The following is a 19,860-nucleotide window of genomic DNA, read 5'->3' on the forward strand; positions in this document are numbered from 1 at the left end:
GAGAGGTTTTAGGAAAATGGCATTAGGTCTAGTCGGTCGTAAAGTGGGTATGACACGTATCTTCACTGAAGATGGTGTATCTATCCCTGTGACAGTTATTGAAGCGACACCTAACCGCATTGCTCAGATCAAATCTGAAGCAACAGACGGTTATAACTCACTTCAAGTAACCGCAGGCACTAAAAAAGCAAGCCGTGTAAACAAAGCAGCAGCGGGTCATTTCGCTAAAGCTGGTGTTGAAGCGGGTCGCGGTCTGTGGGAATTCCGCCTAAATGGTGGTGAAGGCGATTTTGAAGTAGGCGCAGAGCTTACTGTTGAATTATTCAACGAAATCAACAAAGTTGACGTAACCGGTACTTCTAAAGGTAAAGGTTTCCAAGGTGGTGTTAAGCGCTGGAATTTCAGCATGCAAGACGCTACACATGGTAACTCTCTATCTCACCGTGCTCCTGGTTCAATCGGTCAAAACCAATCACCTGGTAAGGTGTTTAAAGGTAAGAAAATGGCCGGTCAAATGGGTAATGAGCAAGTAACAACTCAGAACCTAGAACTAGTTCGCGTTGACGCTGAGCGTAATTTGCTTTTAGTTAAAGGTGCAGTACCTGGCGCTATCGGCGGTGACGTTATCGTTAAACCAGCTGTTAAAGCATAAGTCCTGGAGATTTAGTGATGGAATTAGCAATTAAAGACGCTTCTGGCGCTCTTGAAGTTTCTGAAGCTACTTTTGGACGTGAGTTTAACGAAGCATTAGTACACCAAGTAGTTGTTGCATACGCAGCAGGTGCTCGTCAAGGTACTCGTGCTCAGAAGACACGTTCTGAAGTAAGCGGTGGTGGTAAAAAACCATGGGCTCAAAAAGGTACTGGCCGTGCACGTGCTGGTACAATCCGTAGTCCAATTTGGCGTTCAGGTGGCGTTAGCTTCGCAGCTAAACCACAAGACCACAGCCAAAAAGTAAACCGTAAAATGTACCGCGGTGCGATCAAAAGCATCTTATCTGAATTAGTTCGTCAAGAGCGTTTAATCGTTGTTGAAAGTTTTGGTCTTGAAGCACCAAAAACTAAAGAACTAGTTTCTAAGCTTAAAGAACTTGAGCTTAAAGATGTTCTTATCGTGACTGAAGAAGTAGATGAAAATCTATTCTTATCGGCACGTAACCTGTACAAGGTTGACACGCGCGATGTAGCTGGTATCGATCCTGTAAGCTTAATCGCTTTCGACAAGGTACTTATTACAGCTGCTGCTGTTAAGCAACTTGAGGAGACGCTAGCATGATCCGTGAAGAACGTCTTTTAAAAGTGATCCTTGCTCCACATATCTCTGAAAAGAGCACAATTGCTGCTGAAGAAAACAACACGATTGTTTTCAAAGTAACAAATGACGCAACTAAAGCTGAGATCAAATCAGCTGTTGAGAAGCTTTTTGAAGTGGAAGTAACTGGTGTTCGCACACTAAACGTTAAGGGTAAAACAAAACGTACTGGCGCACGTTTCGGTCGTCGTAGCGACTGGAAAAAAGCTTACGTTACTCTTAAAGAAGGTAGCGAGCTAGACTTTGTCGGCGGCGCCGAGTAATAAGGGGAGTTAGAATTATGGCACTTCAAAAGTGTAAACCAACTTCTGCGGGTCGTCGTCACCTAGTTAAAGTGGTTAACCCAGATTTACATAAGGGTAAACCTTACGCACCACTATTAGAGAAAAACTCTAAATCAGGTGGTCGTAATAACAATGGTCGTATTACGGTTCGTCATATCGGTGGTGGTCATAAGCATCATTACCGTTTAATCGATTTTAAACGTACTAAAGATGGCATCCCAGCCACTGTTGAGCGTTTGGAATATGATCCAAACCGTAGCGCAAACATCGCTCTTGTATTATATGCAGACGGTGAGCGTCGTTACATTATCGCACCTAAAGGCTTAAAAGCTGGCGATGCAATCCAGTCTGGTGTTGATGCACCAATCAAGCCTGGTAATGCATTACCTATGCGTAACATGCCTGTAGGTTCGACTGTTCACAACGTAGAATTAAAACCAGGTAAAGGTGCTCAAATCGCACGTTCTGCTGGTGCATACGTTCAAATCCTTGCGCGTGATGGTCAATACGTAACTCTACGTCTTCGTTCTGGCGAAGTACGTAAAGTACAATCTGATTGTCGTGCAACACTAGGTGAAGTAGGCAATGCTGAGCATATGCTTCGTTCACTTGGTAAAGCAGGTGCAAATCGCTGGCGTGGTATTCGTCCGACAGTTCGTGGTGTTGCCATGAACCCGGTAGATCACCCACACGGTGGTGGTGAAGGTCGTACATCTGGTGGTCGTCATCCTGTGTCTCCATGGGGTAAGCCTACTAAAGGTGCTAAGACGCGTAAGAACAAGCGTACGGATAAATTTATAGTACGTCGTCGTACTAAGTAATATTGAGGAATAGCCATGCCACGCTCTCTCAAGAAGGGTCCTTTTATAGACCTACACTTGCTGAAGAAGGTAGAGAAAGCTTTGGAAAGCGGTGAAAAGAAGCCAATTAAAACTTGGAGCCGTCGTTCAATGATCATACCTAACATGATCGGATTGACCATTGCTGTCCATAATGGTCGCCAGCATGTACCAGTTTTCGTTTCTGACGAAATGATCGGTCACAAACTAGGTGAATTTGCACCAACTCGCACTTACCGTGGCCATGCTGCGGATAAGAAAGCGAAGAAACGTTAAGAGGGGAATGATAAATGCAAGCATTAGCTAAACATAAATTCGCCTCTGGTTCGGCGCAAAAAGCTCGTCTAGTTGCAGATCAGATCCGCGGGTTACCTGTCGATCGCGCTCTAGAAATCCTGGCGTACAGCCCAAAGAAAGCGGCTGTATTAGTTAAAAAAGTACTTGAGTCTGCTATTGCTAACGCAGAGCATAACGAAGGTGCTGACATTGATGAGCTTCGCGTAAGCACGATTTTTGTGGACGATGGTCCTACAATGAAGCGTATTATGCCACGTGCTAAAGGACGCGCAGACCGCATCCTTAAGCGTACAAGCCACATCACTGTTGTGGTTTCAGATAGCTAGGAGTATAAGTAATGGGACAAAAAGTTCATCCTACTGGTATTCGCCTAGGTATATCTAAACCTTGGGTTTCTACCTGGTACGCGAGTTCTAAAGATTTCTCTGATCAGCTTTTTGGCGATCACAAAGTACGTACTTTCCTTACAAAGGAATTAAAAGCGGCTTCTGTGTCTAAAATCGTTATTGAGCGTCCAGCAAAATCAATCCGCGTAACAATCCATACGGCTCGTCCGGGTGTTGTTATCGGTAAAAAAGGCGAAGACGTTGAAAAGCTACGTCAAGCGGTAACTAAGATCGCAGGTGTACCTGCTCAGATTAATATTTCTGAAGTACGTAAACCAGAATTAGATGCACAACTAGTAGCAGACGGCATTGCCTCTCAGCTAGAGCGTCGTGTTATGTTCCGTCGCGCTATGAAGCGTTCGGTACAAAATGCAATGCGCATCGGTTCTAAAGGGATCAAAGTTGAAGTTAGCGGTCGTCTTGGCGGCGCAGAAATCGCACGTTCAGAATGGTATCGTGAAGGTCGTGTACCTCTACATACTCTTCGTGCTGATATCGACTACGCAACTTCTGAAGCCTTAACCACTTACGGTATCATTGGTGTTAAAGTTTGGATCTTCAAAGGCGAAGTTATTGGTGGTTTACCACTAGTACAAGAGCAAGAGAAGCCAGCTAAACGCGCACCAAAGAAAGCCAAGAAAAGTGCTAAGTAGAGGTAGCGAGTAATGTTACAGCCAAAACGTACAAAATTCCGTAAAACGCATAAAGGCCGCAACCGTGGTCTTGCGCAAAACGGTAACAAAGTAAGCTTCGGTACTTTCGGTTTGAAAGCTACTGGTCGTGGCCGCATGACTGCTCGTCAAATCGAAGCAGCTCGTCGAGCTATGACACGTCACGTCAAGCGTCAAGGTAAAATCTGGATTCGTGTATTCCCAGACAAGCCAATTACAAACAAACCGCTTGAAGTTCGTATGGGTAAAGGTAAAGGTTCTGTTGAATATTGGGTTGCTGAAATTCAGCCTGGTAAAGTACTTTACGAAATGGAAGGTGTTTCTGAAGAGCTTGCTCGTGAAGCGTTTAACCTTGCTGCACGTAAATTACCATTCAAAACAACTTTCGTAACTCGGACGGTGATGTAATGAAAGCTAGCGAACTAAAAGACAAAAGCGTAGAAGAGCTTAATGCTGAACTTCTAGGACTTCTTCGTGAGCAGTTTAACCTGCGCATGCAAGCAAGCACTGGTCAGTTAGCTCAAACTCACACGCTAAGAACAGTACGTCGCGATATCGCGCGTGTAAAAACAATTATTAACCAGAAGGCAGGTCAATAATGAGCGATAAAATCCGTACTCTTCAAGGCCGTGTAATCAGCGACAAGATGGAAAAATCTTTCACTGTTGCTATCGCACGTTACGTGAAGCACCCAATCTATGGGAAATTCATCAAACGTACGACTAAGTTACACGTACATGACGAAAGCAATACAGCTCAGGCTGGTGACGTAGTTACTATCCGTGAGTGTGCTCCTATTTCTAAGAACAAATCTTGGACTTTAGTAGACGTTGTTGAGCGTCCAAAGAAAGCTTAATTTTTAATTAAGTTTACTTTACTAAAAAGCCCTGGCATTAGCCGGGGCTTTTTGTTTTCACAGCGATAAGCTTTCAGCCATCAGCTGGTTGCAGTGAATTTAAGCCCCGTAGCTTGGGTTTAGTATTACGAAACCCGAGGAAATAAGAACGCAACGAATATGCTGCAATTATTCATACATTGATAAAAGCCTTTAGGTTTGTACCCTAATTAAGCTCAGCCCATTGAACTAAATCTGTATTTAAACACTCATAAAGCAAACTGTTCACAGGGAGCTTACGTGTTTAAAAATAACTATAAAGCGTGGTGTATTTCTATTGGCTTGCATGTCGTTATTATTTATTTAGTCTCAAGGCAAACGGTAGCGGTTCAGCAACCTGAAAAAGTGAAAGTCATGCAAGCCTACGTCATGGTTGATCTTACAACAATGCCAGAGATTAACAGTAGTATGCAACCTGCCTTTGCAGCCACCGTCCTTGAAAATGAGGCAAAATTAAGTGAGGGGGAGCAATCAGGGGAGCAACCAGAAGCTCAGCAGCCCAAACATAAGGCTCCGGTGCACGCGGATGCGACATCGGTTATGGGTGAAGCAAACACTCAGGTAAACCCGCGACCAAGCTCATCTAGGGTTGAGAGCTCAGTGGCCCAAGTTGTGATTGATAGCCAAAAGGGAGAAGTTGATCAGCAAGGCTTAGAGCAATCATTTAAAAAGCTGAATCCCTATGTACCTATACCTAATTTTACACCTTCAACTACAGCAACAGTCTCCTTTGATTTCTCAGAACAGTTTAGCGAAAAAATTAAAAACACACAGCAGAGGGTAACAGTCCCTAAAGAACATTCAAGTTCATTTGAATCAGAGATATTATGGCAAAACGCTAATGGAAGTAAGCGCATGGAAATGTATAAAGGTATGTGCTACAAAATTGACTTCAATGGTGTGATGGGCAAAGTAGGTTTACCACAAGGGTCACCAAGACCATGTAAAGATAACGATGCTATTTTATTCGATAAAATAATGGATAAGTGGAACAAAAAACAATAGCAAGTAGCTGCGCTATTTACCCAATATGTTATTAAGCAGCAATACGTAAGTGAATAAAGCCCCCTTTGGAAGAGGGCTTAAACGGGTGGGTTACCAAATCATCTCTACAAACTCAGGATGGTCAACAAATGGGTTGCGGTTGCCTTGATGTTCAAAGGCCGCTTGATTACGGTTAAGCTCTACTTGGCTTACGGGATCATTTGTATGCCATTGAATAAGCATGCTCACAACCCAATTTTCGAATACTTGGTTTGATGTGCCATTGAGTACAGCATCACTGTATGTTGTATTGTTTTGCCAGCTTCCTATTACATTTTCATAGCGAGTTGCCATATAAAAATATGCGCGGGCAAAGTCACCTTTAAATTCATCAATCGGTTCAAATACGTTACCAGAGTAATTTAATGAGCTCGTTGCGGAACCGAGTTTACTGCCGTTGCTTGAAGTGTAAGTTGCGCTGGCTACATCACCAAATGGGAAGTTACTGCGTTTAGAGTTTACATAGCCATCAGTTGCAAAAATATGATGAACATCTGAATTCATCGGTTCTACTTTGCCACCAAACCAACTTTTAGGGAAAGAGTGCTCGCGGTTGTAACAATCGCCTTCATTACTGTATGTACCACATTGGTCACTGACCGCAACATAGCTAAAGCTATCTTGTCCAGCTGGGTTTTCTGAATAACGATCGAGGATTGAATTGTCGTTTTCGAACGATGTATCGCGCGATGCACTATCGTAAAAACTCCAAATAGCTGAGTAGCCTTGTGAGTTATGCCCTTTAATGATGTTGTATAACTCAGTTTTTAAAGCGTACCCGGTTAACCCTTGAGTAGTAACATAATAGCCTGTAGGTTCAGGGGGCGTAGTTCCACCACCAGACCCTGATCCGAGAGTAAATGGGGTTGATTCTGAACTTTGAAAGCTAGCTCCGTTTGCCAGTACTTTTGAATTGCTGGTTAGTGCATAGTTGCCATTGCCATAAGTACAACATATACCATCCCCATAGCTATCAAAAATAGTGAAGGTGTAATTCCCATCGGTTAAGCAAGCTTGCTCTTCATATTGAGTGTTAGCACTGTAGCCATTACCAGTGGCAACATTCATATTTTGGCTATTGGTTATTTGCCAGCTGGTTTCTTCGCCATAATTATCAGTAAGTAATGATATATCAACAGTGTTATCAGTGCAGCCATTACTGGGTGGGTTGGACATAACACTTGGATTAAAGCTATCAACGTAAACAGTTTCGTTGCCATCAAAACCTGTAACATCATAAAAGCGAAGCCCAACAGCAATTGTTTCATTTGCAGAGGCTGTATATTGATAACTGACTTTTTGCCATTGATTCAATAATGCAGGATTTGAGTATCCTTGATAGCCATTAACCAATAAGCGAGCCTTAACACCTCCCTCAGTGTGATAGACCCAGGTTGAAAAAGTATAGCTTTGGCCTGATTCTAATTGCACATTTTGCAATAAATCGGTATTGCTTTGACTGCCAGTTGTAACAACAACTCTTGCAGCAAGTGTGTCTGTATTAACAATATTACTGGCTGCTGATACAGTGATACCTGAATCAATAGTGCTCCAATTATTAGGTGTGTTGCCAGTCCAATCTTCGAAGCTCCCGTTAGAAACTACCGCGTAGCTTGGTATTGTTGTTAGTAACAGCGCTGCAGCAAGGGTATGTTTTTTATATGTCCCGTGTAACATAATTATTCCTTGTAACGTGGTTGGAACAACTGAATAAAATACAGTTGTGATTGTTGCTCTAAATGAGCAATACCAATATACCTTATAGGAACAATGTTACGAAATAGTTAATTAAAATGCTGGGTATAAAAAAGGATAGCGAAGATTATTTCCAAAGATCGGGGTCTTCATGTTTAGACGTGGTTTTATTTAAGACTTGTGAAAAACGATTGGCAAATATTCCAATGTACCCCCAAGCTGCAAAAAACAGGGCAATAAAAAGGATAACTAAACCTATGACTTGAAGAGTGTAATGACTAAAATAGCCCAGCGCTATAAATATAACGGCCAGCACAAATAGTGCTAGGCCGCGTAAAAAGCGCTTTAAGCTGAGCTTAGGATTGGAGCCTAAACGATATATCAGCGGCTTTATCACAATACTTAGTAGTAAGAGTGATCACCAGCTTGGTGATCTGTAATATCAGCAACGCCAGTGATTTCTTCAAATTTAGCGAGCATTTCTTTTTCAATGCCTTCTTTTAATGTGACATCGATCATAGAGCAACCGTTACAGCCACCGCCAAATTGAAGAACTGCAATGCCTTCAGCAGTAACTTCAACCAAACTTACCTGACCACCATGATTGGCAAGTTGTGGGTTTACTTCGGTCTCTAACATATGCTGAATGCGCTCGTTAAGGCTGGCGTCATCGCCAATTTTACGTGCTTTAGCATTCGGGGCTTTAAGTGTTAATTGCGTGCCCATTTTGTCAGTAACAAAATCAATTTCAGCTTCTTCTAAAAACGGTGCGCTTTCAGCATCAACAACTGCATCAAAACCATTAAAAGGTAAGCGAATGTCGCTTGCTTCAACAGCATCTTCAGGACAATAAGAAACACCACACTCAGCTTGTGATGTACCAGGGTTAACAACAAATACGCGAATATTGGTTTGTTCAGCTTGGTCAGCTAATAATTTTGCAAAATGTGATTGTGCAGTTTCGGAAATAGATATCATAAAACAACTATACTTGACTAAATTACTCGGATACTGAGTATCATACTCCGCTCATCGCGTTGTCGCCAGTGTTGAGCGTAAAAAGTTGGCATCTAATTTAAGCAATGTTAGCGTGCAAACATTGATCATTTTATGAGTGTTTTATATGCGTTTGATAATAACAATCTTTACACTACTTTTGAGCTTTTCAAGTATCGCTCAGCCGCTGTCGTATTATTTTGAAGACGACGTAAAATTTGACCCAGCGATCCCAACGCCAAAGGAAGTATTAGGGTATGAAGTGGGTGAATGGCATGTTCGTCATGATCAGCTTGTTCGTTACATGGAAGTGGTTGCAGAAAAAAGTGACCGTATTAACTTTGAAGTCATTGGCCGGACCCATGAGCAACGTCCTTTGGTAATGTTGACAATTACGTCGGCAGATAAATTGGCTAGCGTAGAGCAGACTCGTCAAGCGCATTTAGCACGTTTAAAAGGCAAGCAAACATCAGATAAAGATCAGCCCGCTGTTGTATGGATGGGTTACAGTGTTCACGGTAATGAATCATCAGGCAGTAACACTGCATTATTGGTTGCTTATTATCTCGCTGCTGCACAAGGCAAAGAAGTTGAGACCTTATTAGACAACACGGTGATTCTACTTGATCCATCACTTAATCCAGATGGCCTCGCGCGTTTTGCGAATTGGGCAAATAGTAATCGTGGAATGAACTTATCGTCAGACCCACAGACTCGTGAGCACGTAGAAAGTTGGCCAAGTAGCCGTACGAACCATTATTGGTTTGATTTAAATCGTGATTGGTTGTTGTTACAGCACCCTGAATCGCGTGCACGTATTGCTAAATTCCATCATTGGAAACCTAATATTTTAACTGACTTTCATGAGATGGGCCCAAACAGTACCTACTTCTTTCAGCCAGGTATTCCAACTCGTAAGCACCCTATTACCCCTGATGAGAATGTAAGCCTAACCAAGGCGATTGCAAATTATCACGCAAAAACTTTAGATGAAAACAATGCATTGTATTTCACTGAGGAAAGCTTCGATGACTTTTACTACGGCAAAGGTTCTACTTACCCTGACGTAAATGGCGGTGTGGGCATTTTATTTGAGCAAGCAAGCTCTCGTGGTCACGTACAAGAAACACAAAATGGTACTTTAACTTTCCCTTTTACTATCAAAAACCAGCTACTAACGAGTATGTCTACGTTCGAAGCCGCTATTGATAATCGTAAAGCGTTACTCGACTACCAAGCTAAGTTTTATAATCAGGCCGTGGATCTCGCAAATGAAGAAGACTTTAAAGGGTATGTTGTTGATGCAGGGAAAGACGCTGCACGTTTCTCACTGTTTTTAGATCTTTTAAAGCAACATCAAATTACTGCCTACCCACTTAATAAAGCATTAAAAGTTGAAGGTAAGCGCTTTTCTGAGCAAAGTTACTTTATACCATTAGCACAGGCGCAATTTCGTTTAGTAAAGGCGGTATTTAGTGAGCAAAAACGTTTTGTTGATAATACTTTCTATGACGTATCGGGTTGGACATTAGCACATGCTTTTAATCTTGAGTTTGCAGCCGTTAAAAGTAGCTGGGGGCTTGATGTTGGCACTACCGCGTGGCAGCAACAAGACAAAGCGACTTTTTCCCCGCTGACTAAGGAGTATGCGTTTGGTTTTAAGTGGGATAACTATTTAGCACCGAAAATGCTTAACACGCTATTAAGCCAAGGCGTAAAGGCACGAGTAGCACTTAACGCACTATCGGCTAAATCAGTGTCAAACAGTGTCGATTTTTCAGCAGGGAGCATTATTGTTCCTGCAGGTATTCAAACCAAAGATAACTGGGTTGAATTATTAAATGCAGCGCAAAATGAATTTGGTATTGAAATAACACCCATTACCTCTGGACTAACTTCAAAAGGCGCCGATTTGGGCTCGCGCTCACTGGCGGTTGTTAAAGCACCTAAAGTGTTATTAGTGGGTGGCAGAGGAACTAGCCAATATGAAGTGGGTGAAGTGTGGTATTACCTTGATCGTTTTGTTGGGGTTGCGCCTACCATTGTTGAAATGCAACGTTTAGGTCGTTTAGAGCTTAGTGATTACAGCCATATAGTTCTGGCACATGGTAACTATAATAGCTTGAGCGATGCGGACAAGGTAGCTATCAAAACATGGGTACGTAAAGGGGGCGTTATTTGGGGCCACAAAGGTGGCGCTAAGTTTTTAGTTGAGCAGCAACTACTCAAAACAAGCTATCTATCTCGTCAAGATGTGGCAAGTGCGTTCAAAACTGATGGACTTAGTTATGGTGATAAAGATGACTTAGCTGGTAGGCAGCGTATTGCAGGCGCTATTTTTAACACGCGTGTTGATTTGACCCATCCCCTTACTTATTCATTAGAGCGTAATACACTACCCGTGTTTAAAAATAGCACATGGTTATTAGAAACTTCTAAGGCACCATTTGTAAACGTTTTAGAGTATACACAAAAGCCTCTATTAGCTGGTTTTACCGATGATATTAATATAGAGCAGGTTGCAGGTGCAGCAGGTCTTGTGGCGCACTCATACGGCCGTGGTAATGTTATTGGTATGACAGATAATCCTGTATTTCGCGGGTACTGGTATGGCACTAGCCGTTTATTAAGTAATGCACTGTTCTTTGGCCATGCATTTAGAGCTAGCAGCGAGTAAGCTAGCGACCAAGTGGCGTTAAACAAGTAACAAATGCCCAAACTTGTTTAGCGCCCGCTTTTTTTAAAGCCACTGTTGCAGCATTGAGTGTTGCACCTGTGGTCATTACATCATCTACAATAGCCACCGTTTTCCCTGCTAAATTTTGATGGCAAATAAATGCACCCTGTAGGTTTTTAATGCGCCTCGCTTTGGTTAGTGAAGACTGTGCGTTGGTTCTTTTGTGCCTTACTAAGTAATCAAGTTTGACGTTTTCATCAGGTAAACAGTTAACCCATGTTTGAGCAACTTGATTATAACCTCGTTGTATAAAGCGTTCGCGGTGCAGCGGCATAATAATAAAAAGCTCAGGCCATTTATCACAATGCGCTCTCACCGTACTCATTTGTTGGGTAATTATTTGTTGTAGTACATTTTTATAAAAAATTTGGTTACTAAACTTAAGTTGACTTAACCAACCATCAAAGGGTGGGCGATACCATGCGCAGGCAATCAAGTGATCAAACAGACAGTCTGGAAATAGCTCTACTATATCTGGCCGGTAGAGTAAATTGGGATGCTTACTTAAGTTCAGTAGTGGTAAATCAGCTAGGCAGTATTGGCAAATCCCGACATGAGTATTAATGGGGGTTTTGCATTGCACACAAAAAGATGGAAAAAACCAATCAAGAATGCCGGTTGCTTGCTTCTTTAAGCTTGTCATTGCATTCATTCCTTTAAACGCTATTATGAACGCTAAGTTTGGGTGAGGAATGGTAAAAATGCAAAATGAGCTAGTGTTGTTGCACGGCTGGGGGATGAACCAAGGAGTATGGCAAATCATCTTACCTGAGTTAGAGTTTTTACATGGCAGTACCGTGAGATGCATTGATTTACCGGGGTATGGTGAAAATCAGCATTGCCCGTCGCCCTATACGTTGCATGAGGCTGCTAAGCAAATAAGTGAGCAACTAGCAGAAAACACAACCTTAATGGGGTGGTCGTTAGGCGGCCTATTTGCGCTGTATATTGCAAAAAATTGGCCTGACAAAGTCGCGAAGGTTATTTTAGTTGCATCGACCCCTTATTTCGCTGAGCAATCGGATTGGCCGGGTATTAAACCGGATGTGTTGAATGCCTTTAAAGAGCAATTGGTGACACATCGAGAAAAAACCATTGAACGATTTTTAGCAATCCAAGCGATGGGTAGTAATAGCGCCCGTGATGATATAAAAAAATTAAAACAACTATTAAATGAGTTTCCTGCGCCCAGAGATACCGCATTAACTGCTGGTCTTGATATTTTACAACAAGATGATTTACGCGATTTATTTAAAGATATCTCAGTACCCTTAAAAGGTGTATTTGGTCGTCTTGATGCGTTGGTTCCGTATCGTGTAATCAGTAAAATTAAGGCATTGAACGATGACTTTGAATACGAAGTGTTAGATAAAGCATCACATGCGCCATTTATCTCACATAAAGATGAGTTTTTATCTGCCATCAAATCAATGCTTTAAAATTTTACCGCCACAACCCAGTAAATATAAGGGTTTTATACTTTATTTTGTTTGTTTTATGAGCGATAATTAAAAGTAAGTCTATCATTGGTGGAGGTGTAATATGCCAATCGGATCTGTATTTAATAATGGAGTAGAAGGGTTTAACCGTGCCAGCCAAGGTATTGAAAAGGCCAGCGCCGAGATTAACCGTGCCAGTATTGATCAACAAGATGATGCGCAACTCGCTCAGCAACGTCAATTGCAAGCTGCACGCCCTGAAGAGGCGGTCACAGCACCTGTGTCTCAACCTGCTCGTATAGATGAGGCATTAGTAAGTCTTAAAGTTGAAGAGTTCAACGCTAAGGCAAATACTCAGTCGATACAAACAGCAGACGAAGTGTTAGGCACGCTTATCGATGTACGAGTTTAGTTACGTATGAACATTGTCACGCCATTTCCTAATGTAAATATAAACACCGCCAATGTTTATACGGAAAGCGCTCGGCGTGACAATCAGCTCCGCGAAATCATTCCTCCTCCAGCTGCAACAAAACCAAGTAATGCCGAAAACAAAGCGCTTGGTGATAACGAAAAGGCAAAGCTACCAGGCTCTGCTGATAATGCCACCTATGATGCTAAAGGCAAAATAGCTGATGAAAGCGTTATTCAGGAACGTCAGCAAGGTGAGCAAAACCCTGATGATAATGAGCAGCAAAGCAAAGAGCAGCAAAAAGAAGAAAAAAAAGAGCAGCAAGCTGCAGAACAAGAAGAGCTTGATGCTGCACAGATTAAAGAATTAAAAGCACGTGACACCGAAGTGCGAGTGCATGAGCAAGCTCATGCCTCCGTTGGCGGTCAATATGCAGGCTCCCCAAGCTATGAATATCAGCGCGGCCCTGACGGTCAAAATTATGCTGTTGGTGGTGAAGTACAAATTGATGTTGCTGAAATAGAAGGTGACCCACAAGCAACGATCGAAAAAATGCAAACCGTGCGAGCAGCAGCGCTTGCGCCAGCAGAGCCTTCAGGTGCTGACAGAGCCATTGCCGCTGATGCCACGCAAAAACTATCAGCAGCACAGGTTGAGCTTACAAGTAAATCTAATAATGACGAAAGCGAGCAAGGTGGTGCAACGTTTAAAGTTGATAGTGCATTAACGGATGACGACCAAGCTATCAAAACTTCTAGCCCTGAAACCGCGACTGCAAAACGTGACGTTGATGTCGACGCTCGTGCGGTAAGAGTCGCGCAGTTTTATCAAGGGGCCACTTCACCTTATGGGCAAGCAGACTTTTCGGCCATAATTTAGCTTAGGCTTTTATTTTCCCCTCATTAATGCTCTTTATAACACTTTGTATATTTAAATTATTTTTAATCCCCCCCCAGTTATAACGGTACAAATTGATACAATCTGATACTTATCTTCTCAATCCCTTTAGTTCTCTCGTTGATGTTATTTTTATGTTTATATTGTGTGTATTTCAGGTTCTTTACACCATTGATATTGTGCAGTGTGATGTGTTTATCTTAGCTCGCTAACTCACATTAGCATCATCAGGTATCTCTAAATAATAACGATTTCCAGACTAACTAAGAGTTAATACAGGATAAGTGAAATGCAAATTCGAGCTAAGAATATTAAGCACTTTAAAAAGAGCTCCCTAGCTATACTGACAGCAGTATATGTAGGAGCGATAGGCCACGCTACAGCTGAGCCGGGATTTAAAAAAGCAGGAGAGGTTGATTTATATGTCCCCACTTTTACAGCTGAGGATGTCGCAGCTTATAAAGAACAAAAACAAATAACTAGTACTTCAAATTTACTAAGAGGCAGCGTTGCGGGTTTAAATCAGCATTATCAAAGCCAACAACCTGAGCATGTGTTTCAGCCTAAGCCCGGTGTAACAGGTAAACAGGTTTATATTGTTCAGTTAGATGAGCAACCTGTAGCAAGTTATCAAGGTGGCATTCAAGGCTTCGCCGCGACGGCAGTAAAAGATCTTCGCTCAGTGGTGGTTCGGCAGCGATTAGATACTTCCGCAAGTGAAGTGCGTTCATACCAGGGCTTTCTAAAACAGCGTCAAAGTGCAGTGCTTAATAATGCACGCACGCATGGTGCAAATATTGATCTTAAGAAACAGTTTACACTTGCTAACAATGCAATTGTCGTTGAAATGACGCAGCAAGATGCAAAGTTACTAGCACGGCAGACAGGCGTTAAACGCATTACTGAAAACCGTATCTTTGAATTACGCACTGACCGTGGTCCAGAGTTTATTGGCGCAGATGAAGTGTGGGAAGGTAGAGCACCAGTAAACACTTTAGGCGTTAAAGGTGAAGGTATGGTGGTTGGTATTATTGATACAGGTATTAATACTGACCACATAGCATTTGCCAGCGATGAAGAGTACAGTAAATTAAATCCATTTGGCTCTGGAAACTTTGTAGGTGATTGTGAAGTAGACGAAAGCTTATGTAACGATAAATTAATTGGTGTTCGCTCTTACCCTGAAATTACTGCCGCGAACAGCGATTATACATTTAGTCGAGATGATCGTCGCCCAGAAAATGGTGAAGACTACAACGGTCATGGTTCACACACTGCTAGTACCACTGCGGGTAACCAGCTTACAAACACACCACTGCAAGCTGCAACAGGTGAAAAAGTAAGTGATGGTCAAGACTTGCCATTTAACTTTAAGCAAACCAGCGGTGTTGCTCCCAGAGCTCATATTATCTCATATCAAGTTTGTCATGCCGGTGTTGCAGGCGACCCATTTTCAGGTTGTCCTGAATCAGCAATTTTATCTGCGTTTGAAGATGCGATTGCGGATGGTGTGGATACAATTAACTTCTCTATTGGTGGTGGTGAATCATTCCCGTGGGAAGATCCAATGGAGCTTGCTTTTTTAAGTGCACGTAAAGCGGGTATTTCTGTTGCAGCAGCAGCAGGTAACTCGGGTCCTAATTATATGTCGGCGGATCACACGTCACCATGGGTGACGACTGTAGGCGCGACCACTCACGACCGCGAAATGTCGATGGGCGACAAAATTATTAGCGACTTCCAAGGTACTCGTACACCTTACGTTGGTGAATATGCAGGTAAAAGCTACTCAGGGGGTATCACTGGTGAAGTAGTACTTGCTGAAAAATACCCAGATCCAAATACTAACGATAATTATACAGCTGCAAGTTGTAATGTACCTTTTCCAGCGGGCACATTTACAGCCGACCAAATAGTTGTGTGTGAACGTGGCGATATTGCTCGTGTAGATAAAGCAAAAAATGTTGCGGCAGGTGGTGCGGGTGGTTTCATATTACAAAACATTATATACAGTGATAATGTGGTTGCTGATAACTTTGTAATTCCAGGTATCCACCTGTCAGCGAGTTCACGTTATGCAATTCGTAATTGGGTTAATGCAAATCCTGACGGTGCGGCTATCGCAACGATTGGGGAAGCAGTCAATACGTACGTACTAAATCCAGAAGCCGGCAATCAGCTTGCCAGCTTTAGTTCAATGGGGCCAAGCCGCTATATCAATAACCTTGTGCCAGATTTAACTGCTCCAGGGGTGGATATATACGCAGCGAATGCCGATGATCAACCATTTACTGCTAACCCACGCGCGTCAGATTGGACGTTCATGAGCGGTACTTCAATGGCTACGCCACATGTAACAGGTGCGATGACATTATTAATGCAGCTTCATAAAGACTGGACACCTGCGGAAGTACAATCAGCATTGATGATGACGGCTAATAAAGTCAGTATATACAATGGCGTTGTTAACGTTGATCCATACTATAACTTTATGGCTGGTAGCGGTGCAATTGATGTTGCCCAAGCTGCAAATGCAGGCCTTGTCATGGATGAAACTATTGAAAACTATCAAGATGCGAATCCGCGAAATGGTGGAATTACAGAATGGTTAAACTTACCTTCATTAGTAAATCAAGACTGCGAACTTGAATGTAAGTGGATGCGTACTGTTAAGGCGACTAAGGATGGATCGTGGGAAGCATCTGGTTTTGGTTGGGGTGTAAATGGCGAACTTGAAAGCGATGGTGTTGAAGTACATATATCGCCAAGTAACTTCACCCTTAAAGCGGGTGAAACGCAAGATGTAATGGTAACAATGGTATTACCAAATATCATTGAGCATAAAGTTGAGCCGGTTGAAGAAGGTCAGCCTTGGCAATCAGTTCTAAATAAAGACTTTTGGTTTAACGGTAAAGTGTTGTTTGAAAACATTGATGGTGATTCACCAGATGCGCACTTCACCCTTATTGCTAAAAACACGATTGACGAGCTTCCAATGTCACTTGATATTGATATGGCTCGCTCTCAAGCATCAGAATCTATCGTGGTTAATACTGATAGCTATAGTGAATTTACTCCTAGCTATTATGGTTTAGTTAAACCGACTAATATAACGGCTGATCTTATAGGTGTAGGTCCGTATGTAACGAAAGATCGGGTTGAAAAAGGTTGGGATATTCAAGCGATTACTGTACCAGAGGGCACAAAGCGCTTAATGGTTAAAGTGGCTGATACTGAGCAAACATCTGATTTAAGTGATTTAGTTGAGCCGCGCTGGCAGGTTAAAAAAGCGCACTTAGTTGTCGGTTTTGATGCTGATAATAGCGGTTCATTTATGGTATCTGATGAAGAAATAGCTGATGATCCAAATGCAGTAATTAAAGCACTCAATGAAGAAATGGTTTGTTATTCATCAAGTAATGTTGAAGATAACTTCTGTAGCATTATTGATCCTACACCAGGCCAGTATTGGTTTGCTACTGCGGCACTTGGTGGTTTACGTGATGTAAGTTATAAAACTCAGACACATTACGCTGTTATCACTGACCAGTATGACGGTCAATTCAGTGTATCAGCGCCACAGCAACATACTGGCAATGGTAACTACGAAATGAAAGTGAACTGGGACATTACTGACTCACAGCCGGGTGATGTTTATTACGGTGGTTTTGCTTTAGGTAATGCAGAGGGCGCTGAAGGTACTTTAGGTTTCACGGCTATCAACTTAACCCGTGATGCTGATGCACTAACTCTTGATGTTAGCCAAGAAACTGCACGAGCGATGGATGTTGTAGATGTCACACTGAAACTAAAAGCCAACTATGAATCAGATGCACGTGACTATAACATGACGCTCAATATTCCAGATGGAATGCAAGTGTGGACAGATACGATGAAGTCTAACAACGAAGCTGTTGCTCAGATGATAAACGTAGAAGGTAATACACTGACAATTACGGGGACACAAGACGCAACTCGTAATATAGCGCGTGATTATGTTGTAACTAACAACATCACTGATGAAATGTGTAAAACACCAATGATCGATGAATACTCAACGGGGGGCTATATTGACTTATTTGGTGAGTTCGGTATGCAACCAGTTACGCAGTGGTATGAAGGTGGTTCAAATACTTACTTTGACCTTCCTATTGATTGGTTATTCTATAAAGAAGGCGCTAAGTTTGAAGTTTACAATCAAGTAAATAACAACGAAGTACGCTTACACCCAACAGGTGCAATGCAGTTTACACCTATTTGGTGGATTATGAGTCAACACCGAGGCCCTGGTTTCTTGATTGAAGCATTGGCACCGTTTTGGCGTGGTTCGTTTGAAATTGCAAACAAACGTGATCCATATGATCCAACAGGTTTAACTATTGCTTCACAGTATGCTGAAGAGCGTCCTGATTTAGGTGACCTATTGTTTATGGAGTTCGATAATGTAACTGATAAAAACACAGGTGAGATATTCGACTACGAAGTGATTTTACGCAGTGGTATTGATGATCATAAGAATAAGTATGAAATCATTTATGCATACGACAATTTGGGTGAAAATGTTGATGAAGGTACTATCTTCGTTGAAGGTGGCGATAGTGTATATTCAACAAATGCAGGCTTCAAAGATGGCGCAATCAATAATGTTGTGGGTTATAACGACCTAAGTAAACTCTTAAAAGATGACTTAGTAATTTGTTTTGACTATGTGGGTCCTGAGCAAAGCGAAATTGAATTCAGCTTTAAAGCATCAGTTAAACCTGAGTCTAAAGGCACAGTTCAAGATATTAGGTTAGATTACCAATTAGGTAATAGTACCAGCGCTATGATGATGCATTCAATCAATGTAAAAGGTAACTTAAAAATATCTGCATTAGATGATATGACAGTACCTGAAAATGGCCGTATTGATGGTATTGAAGTCATGGTACTTGATGCTGATCAGTCACCAAATGAACTTGTGGTTACAGGTGAGGGCATTACGAGTGAGGTAAATGGTATGTCATTTAACTTAATTCCTGAACCATATTTCTTTGGTGAAACCTACGTTACAGTAACCGTTCAAGATAAAGCAAACCCAACTGATAAAGTAAGTACTGACTTCTTACTTACAGTTGAATCGGATGGCGAGATTGCACCTGTAATGATTAATGACATTGCTGATATGAGTGTAATGCAAGGTGATATGCTCAATGATATAGCAGTATCGCTTTCACGAGATACCGAAGAGGTATTTACCTTGAGTGTTAATGCTGAAAACGCTGCAACGACAGTAGATGGCATGGAATTTAGCTTAATACCTGATGCTGACTTCTTTGGTGAAACTCCAGTGACAGTGACATTATCTGGTGAAGAGAATACGCTAACTACTACTTTCATGCTCACTGTAACAGCGGTTGACTTAGCTATTGTTGAGATTGCCGATATTACTGTAATGGAAAATAGCACCACTGAAGATGTAATGGTTGCACTTTCTCGTGCTACTGAGCAAGATTTTGCACTTAGTGTGAATGCACAAAATGCGACAGCATCTGTAGATGGCATGACCTTTAATCTAACCCCAACAGCAAATTTTTACGGGACTATACCGGTAAAAGTGACACTAACCAGTGGTGATAACTCATTAATGTCAGAGTTTGATTTAACGGTTATTTCTGATGGGATTGAATTAGGCTGTACTGACGCTGCTGCGGACAACTTTGATGTTAATGCAAACACCGATGATGGTAGCTGTATTTATCCAGAGGAAGAAAAAGAAGACAGCGGTTCATTAGGTTACTTAATGTTACTACTACTACTACCGTTACTGCATGCGCGTCGTCGTAAATAATAAATATTAGATAAATAGGCTAGTGCAAACTGCCTCAATCTGATCTAAAAGCCGCAAAGTAAAATTTGCGGCTTTTTCTATTGTGGAAACAAAAAGAACCTGTTATTTTTCCTGTGATTTTTATTAA

20 protein-coding genes are annotated in these 19,860 nt (G+C 42.0%); 16 read left to right on the forward strand and 4 right to left on the reverse strand.

The genetic code is table 11. From position 1 onward, the window contains the following. Positions 1-16: 16 nt before the first annotated feature. The 11 genes from rplC (at position 17) to ACFI4Z_RS11195 (ending at position 5,688) form a co-directional block, all read left to right on the forward strand. A complete protein-coding gene (rplC, locus tag ACFI4Z_RS11145; protein WP_058561417.1) occupies positions 17-652 on the forward strand; it encodes a 50S ribosomal protein L3 in 636 nt (211 codons plus the stop codon). 17 nt (positions 653-669) lie between these two features. Then, positions 670-1,275 (forward strand): 50S ribosomal protein L4, encoded by a 606-nt coding sequence (gene rplD, locus ACFI4Z_RS11150; RefSeq protein ID WP_058561416.1) that lies wholly within the window; start codon positions 670-672, stop codon positions 1,273-1,275. After that, positions 1,272-1,574, forward strand: coding sequence for a 50S ribosomal protein L23 (gene rplW / locus ACFI4Z_RS11155; RefSeq protein ID WP_099295563.1), 303 nt, complete (start codon positions 1,272-1,274; stop codon positions 1,572-1,574). The genes rplD and rplW overlap by 4 nt, the downstream gene beginning before the upstream one ends. A 17-nt stretch (positions 1,575-1,591) precedes the next feature. Continuing rightward, positions 1,592-2,416 carry a 50S ribosomal protein L2 gene (gene rplB, locus ACFI4Z_RS11160; RefSeq protein WP_004588688.1) on the forward strand — a complete coding sequence of 275 codons (825 nt, stop codon included), beginning with the start codon at positions 1,592-1,594 and terminating at the stop codon, positions 2,414-2,416. 15 nt (positions 2,417-2,431) lie between these two features. Next, entirely contained in the window at positions 2,432-2,710 is a 279-nt protein-coding gene (gene rpsS / locus ACFI4Z_RS11165; RefSeq protein WP_004588689.1) for a 30S ribosomal protein S19, read from the forward strand. Positions 2,711-2,724: 14 nt separating this feature from the next. Beyond that, positions 2,725-3,057: a 50S ribosomal protein L22 gene (gene rplV, locus ACFI4Z_RS11170; RefSeq protein WP_087532558.1), complete on the forward strand. Its 333-nt coding sequence runs from the start codon at positions 2,725-2,727 to the stop codon at positions 3,055-3,057. Between the two features lie 11 nt (positions 3,058-3,068). Then, positions 3,069-3,770, forward strand: coding sequence for a 30S ribosomal protein S3 (rpsC, locus tag ACFI4Z_RS11175; protein ID WP_004588691.1), 702 nt, complete (start codon positions 3,069-3,071; stop codon positions 3,768-3,770). Between the two features lie 12 nt (positions 3,771-3,782). Further along, positions 3,783-4,196, forward strand: coding sequence for a 50S ribosomal protein L16 (rplP, locus tag ACFI4Z_RS11180; protein WP_054206129.1), 414 nt, complete (start codon positions 3,783-3,785; stop codon positions 4,194-4,196). Continuing rightward, on the forward strand, positions 4,196-4,387 hold the full coding sequence (gene rpmC, locus ACFI4Z_RS11185) for a 50S ribosomal protein L29 (protein WP_004588692.1): 192 nt from the start codon (positions 4,196-4,198) through the stop codon (positions 4,385-4,387). The genes rplP and rpmC overlap by 1 nt, the downstream gene beginning before the upstream one ends. Continuing rightward, positions 4,387-4,644, forward strand: a complete 258-nt coding sequence (rpsQ, locus tag ACFI4Z_RS11190; protein ID WP_058561414.1) for a 30S ribosomal protein S17 — start codon at positions 4,387-4,389, stop codon at positions 4,642-4,644. Before rpmC ends, rpsQ begins: the two co-directional genes overlap by 1 nt. A 279-nt stretch (positions 4,645-4,923) precedes the next feature. Further along, on the forward strand, positions 4,924-5,688 hold the full coding sequence (locus ACFI4Z_RS11195; protein ID WP_462670658.1) for a hypothetical protein: 765 nt from the start codon (positions 4,924-4,926) through the stop codon (positions 5,686-5,688). Positions 5,689-5,778: 90 nt separating this feature from the next. On the opposite strand, the gene ACFI4Z_RS11200 is transcribed toward ACFI4Z_RS11195, so the two are convergent. From ACFI4Z_RS11200 to nfuA, 3 genes are all read right to left on the reverse strand, one after another. Next, entirely contained in the window at positions 5,779-7,404 is a 1,626-nt protein-coding gene (locus ACFI4Z_RS11200) for an endonuclease (RefSeq protein WP_462670659.1), read from the reverse strand. A gap of 145 nt (positions 7,405-7,549) precedes the next feature. Then, positions 7,550-7,819 (reverse strand): hypothetical protein, encoded by a 270-nt coding sequence (locus ACFI4Z_RS11205; RefSeq protein WP_462670660.1) that lies wholly within the window; start codon positions 7,817-7,819, stop codon positions 7,550-7,552. Between the two features lie 5 nt (positions 7,820-7,824). Then, the gene (gene nfuA / locus ACFI4Z_RS11210; RefSeq protein WP_099295567.1) at positions 7,825-8,400 is read right to left on the reverse strand and encodes a Fe-S biogenesis protein NfuA; all 576 of its coding nucleotides are present in this window, start codon (positions 8,398-8,400) and stop codon (positions 7,825-7,827) included. 145 nt (positions 8,401-8,545) lie between these two features. Between nfuA and ACFI4Z_RS11215 the strand changes: the two genes are divergently transcribed. Then, entirely contained in the window at positions 8,546-11,095 is a 2,550-nt protein-coding gene (locus tag ACFI4Z_RS11215; RefSeq protein WP_462670661.1) for a M14 metallopeptidase family protein, read from the forward strand. Position 11,096: 1 nt separating this feature from the next. Here the strand turns inward: ACFI4Z_RS11215 and ACFI4Z_RS11220 are convergent, their stop codons facing one another. Next, a complete protein-coding gene (locus ACFI4Z_RS11220; RefSeq protein WP_462670662.1) occupies positions 11,097-11,798 on the reverse strand; it encodes a ComF family protein in 702 nt (233 codons plus the stop codon). 58 nt (positions 11,799-11,856) lie between these two features. Between ACFI4Z_RS11220 and bioH the strand changes: the two genes are divergently transcribed. The 4 genes from bioH (at position 11,857) to ACFI4Z_RS11240 (ending at position 19,733) form a co-directional block, all read left to right on the forward strand. Continuing rightward, positions 11,857-12,594, forward strand: a complete 738-nt coding sequence (gene bioH, locus ACFI4Z_RS11225) for a pimeloyl-ACP methyl ester esterase BioH (protein WP_462670663.1) — start codon at positions 11,857-11,859, stop codon at positions 12,592-12,594. Positions 12,595-12,697: 103 nt separating this feature from the next. Beyond that, the gene (locus tag ACFI4Z_RS11230) at positions 12,698-13,006 is read left to right on the forward strand and encodes a hypothetical protein (RefSeq protein ID WP_462670664.1); all 309 of its coding nucleotides are present in this window, start codon (positions 12,698-12,700) and stop codon (positions 13,004-13,006) included. Between the two features lie 6 nt (positions 13,007-13,012). After that, entirely contained in the window at positions 13,013-13,885 is an 873-nt protein-coding gene (locus ACFI4Z_RS11235; RefSeq protein WP_462670665.1) for a putative metalloprotease CJM1_0395 family protein, read from the forward strand. Between the two features lie 307 nt (positions 13,886-14,192). Next, on the forward strand, positions 14,193-19,733 hold the full coding sequence (locus ACFI4Z_RS11240) for a S8 family serine peptidase (protein ID WP_462670666.1): 5,541 nt from the start codon (positions 14,193-14,195) through the stop codon (positions 19,731-19,733). The last annotated feature ends 127 nt before the right edge of the window (positions 19,734-19,860 follow it).

It is taken from the genome of Pseudoalteromonas sp. RWi3, assembly GCF_054960735.1.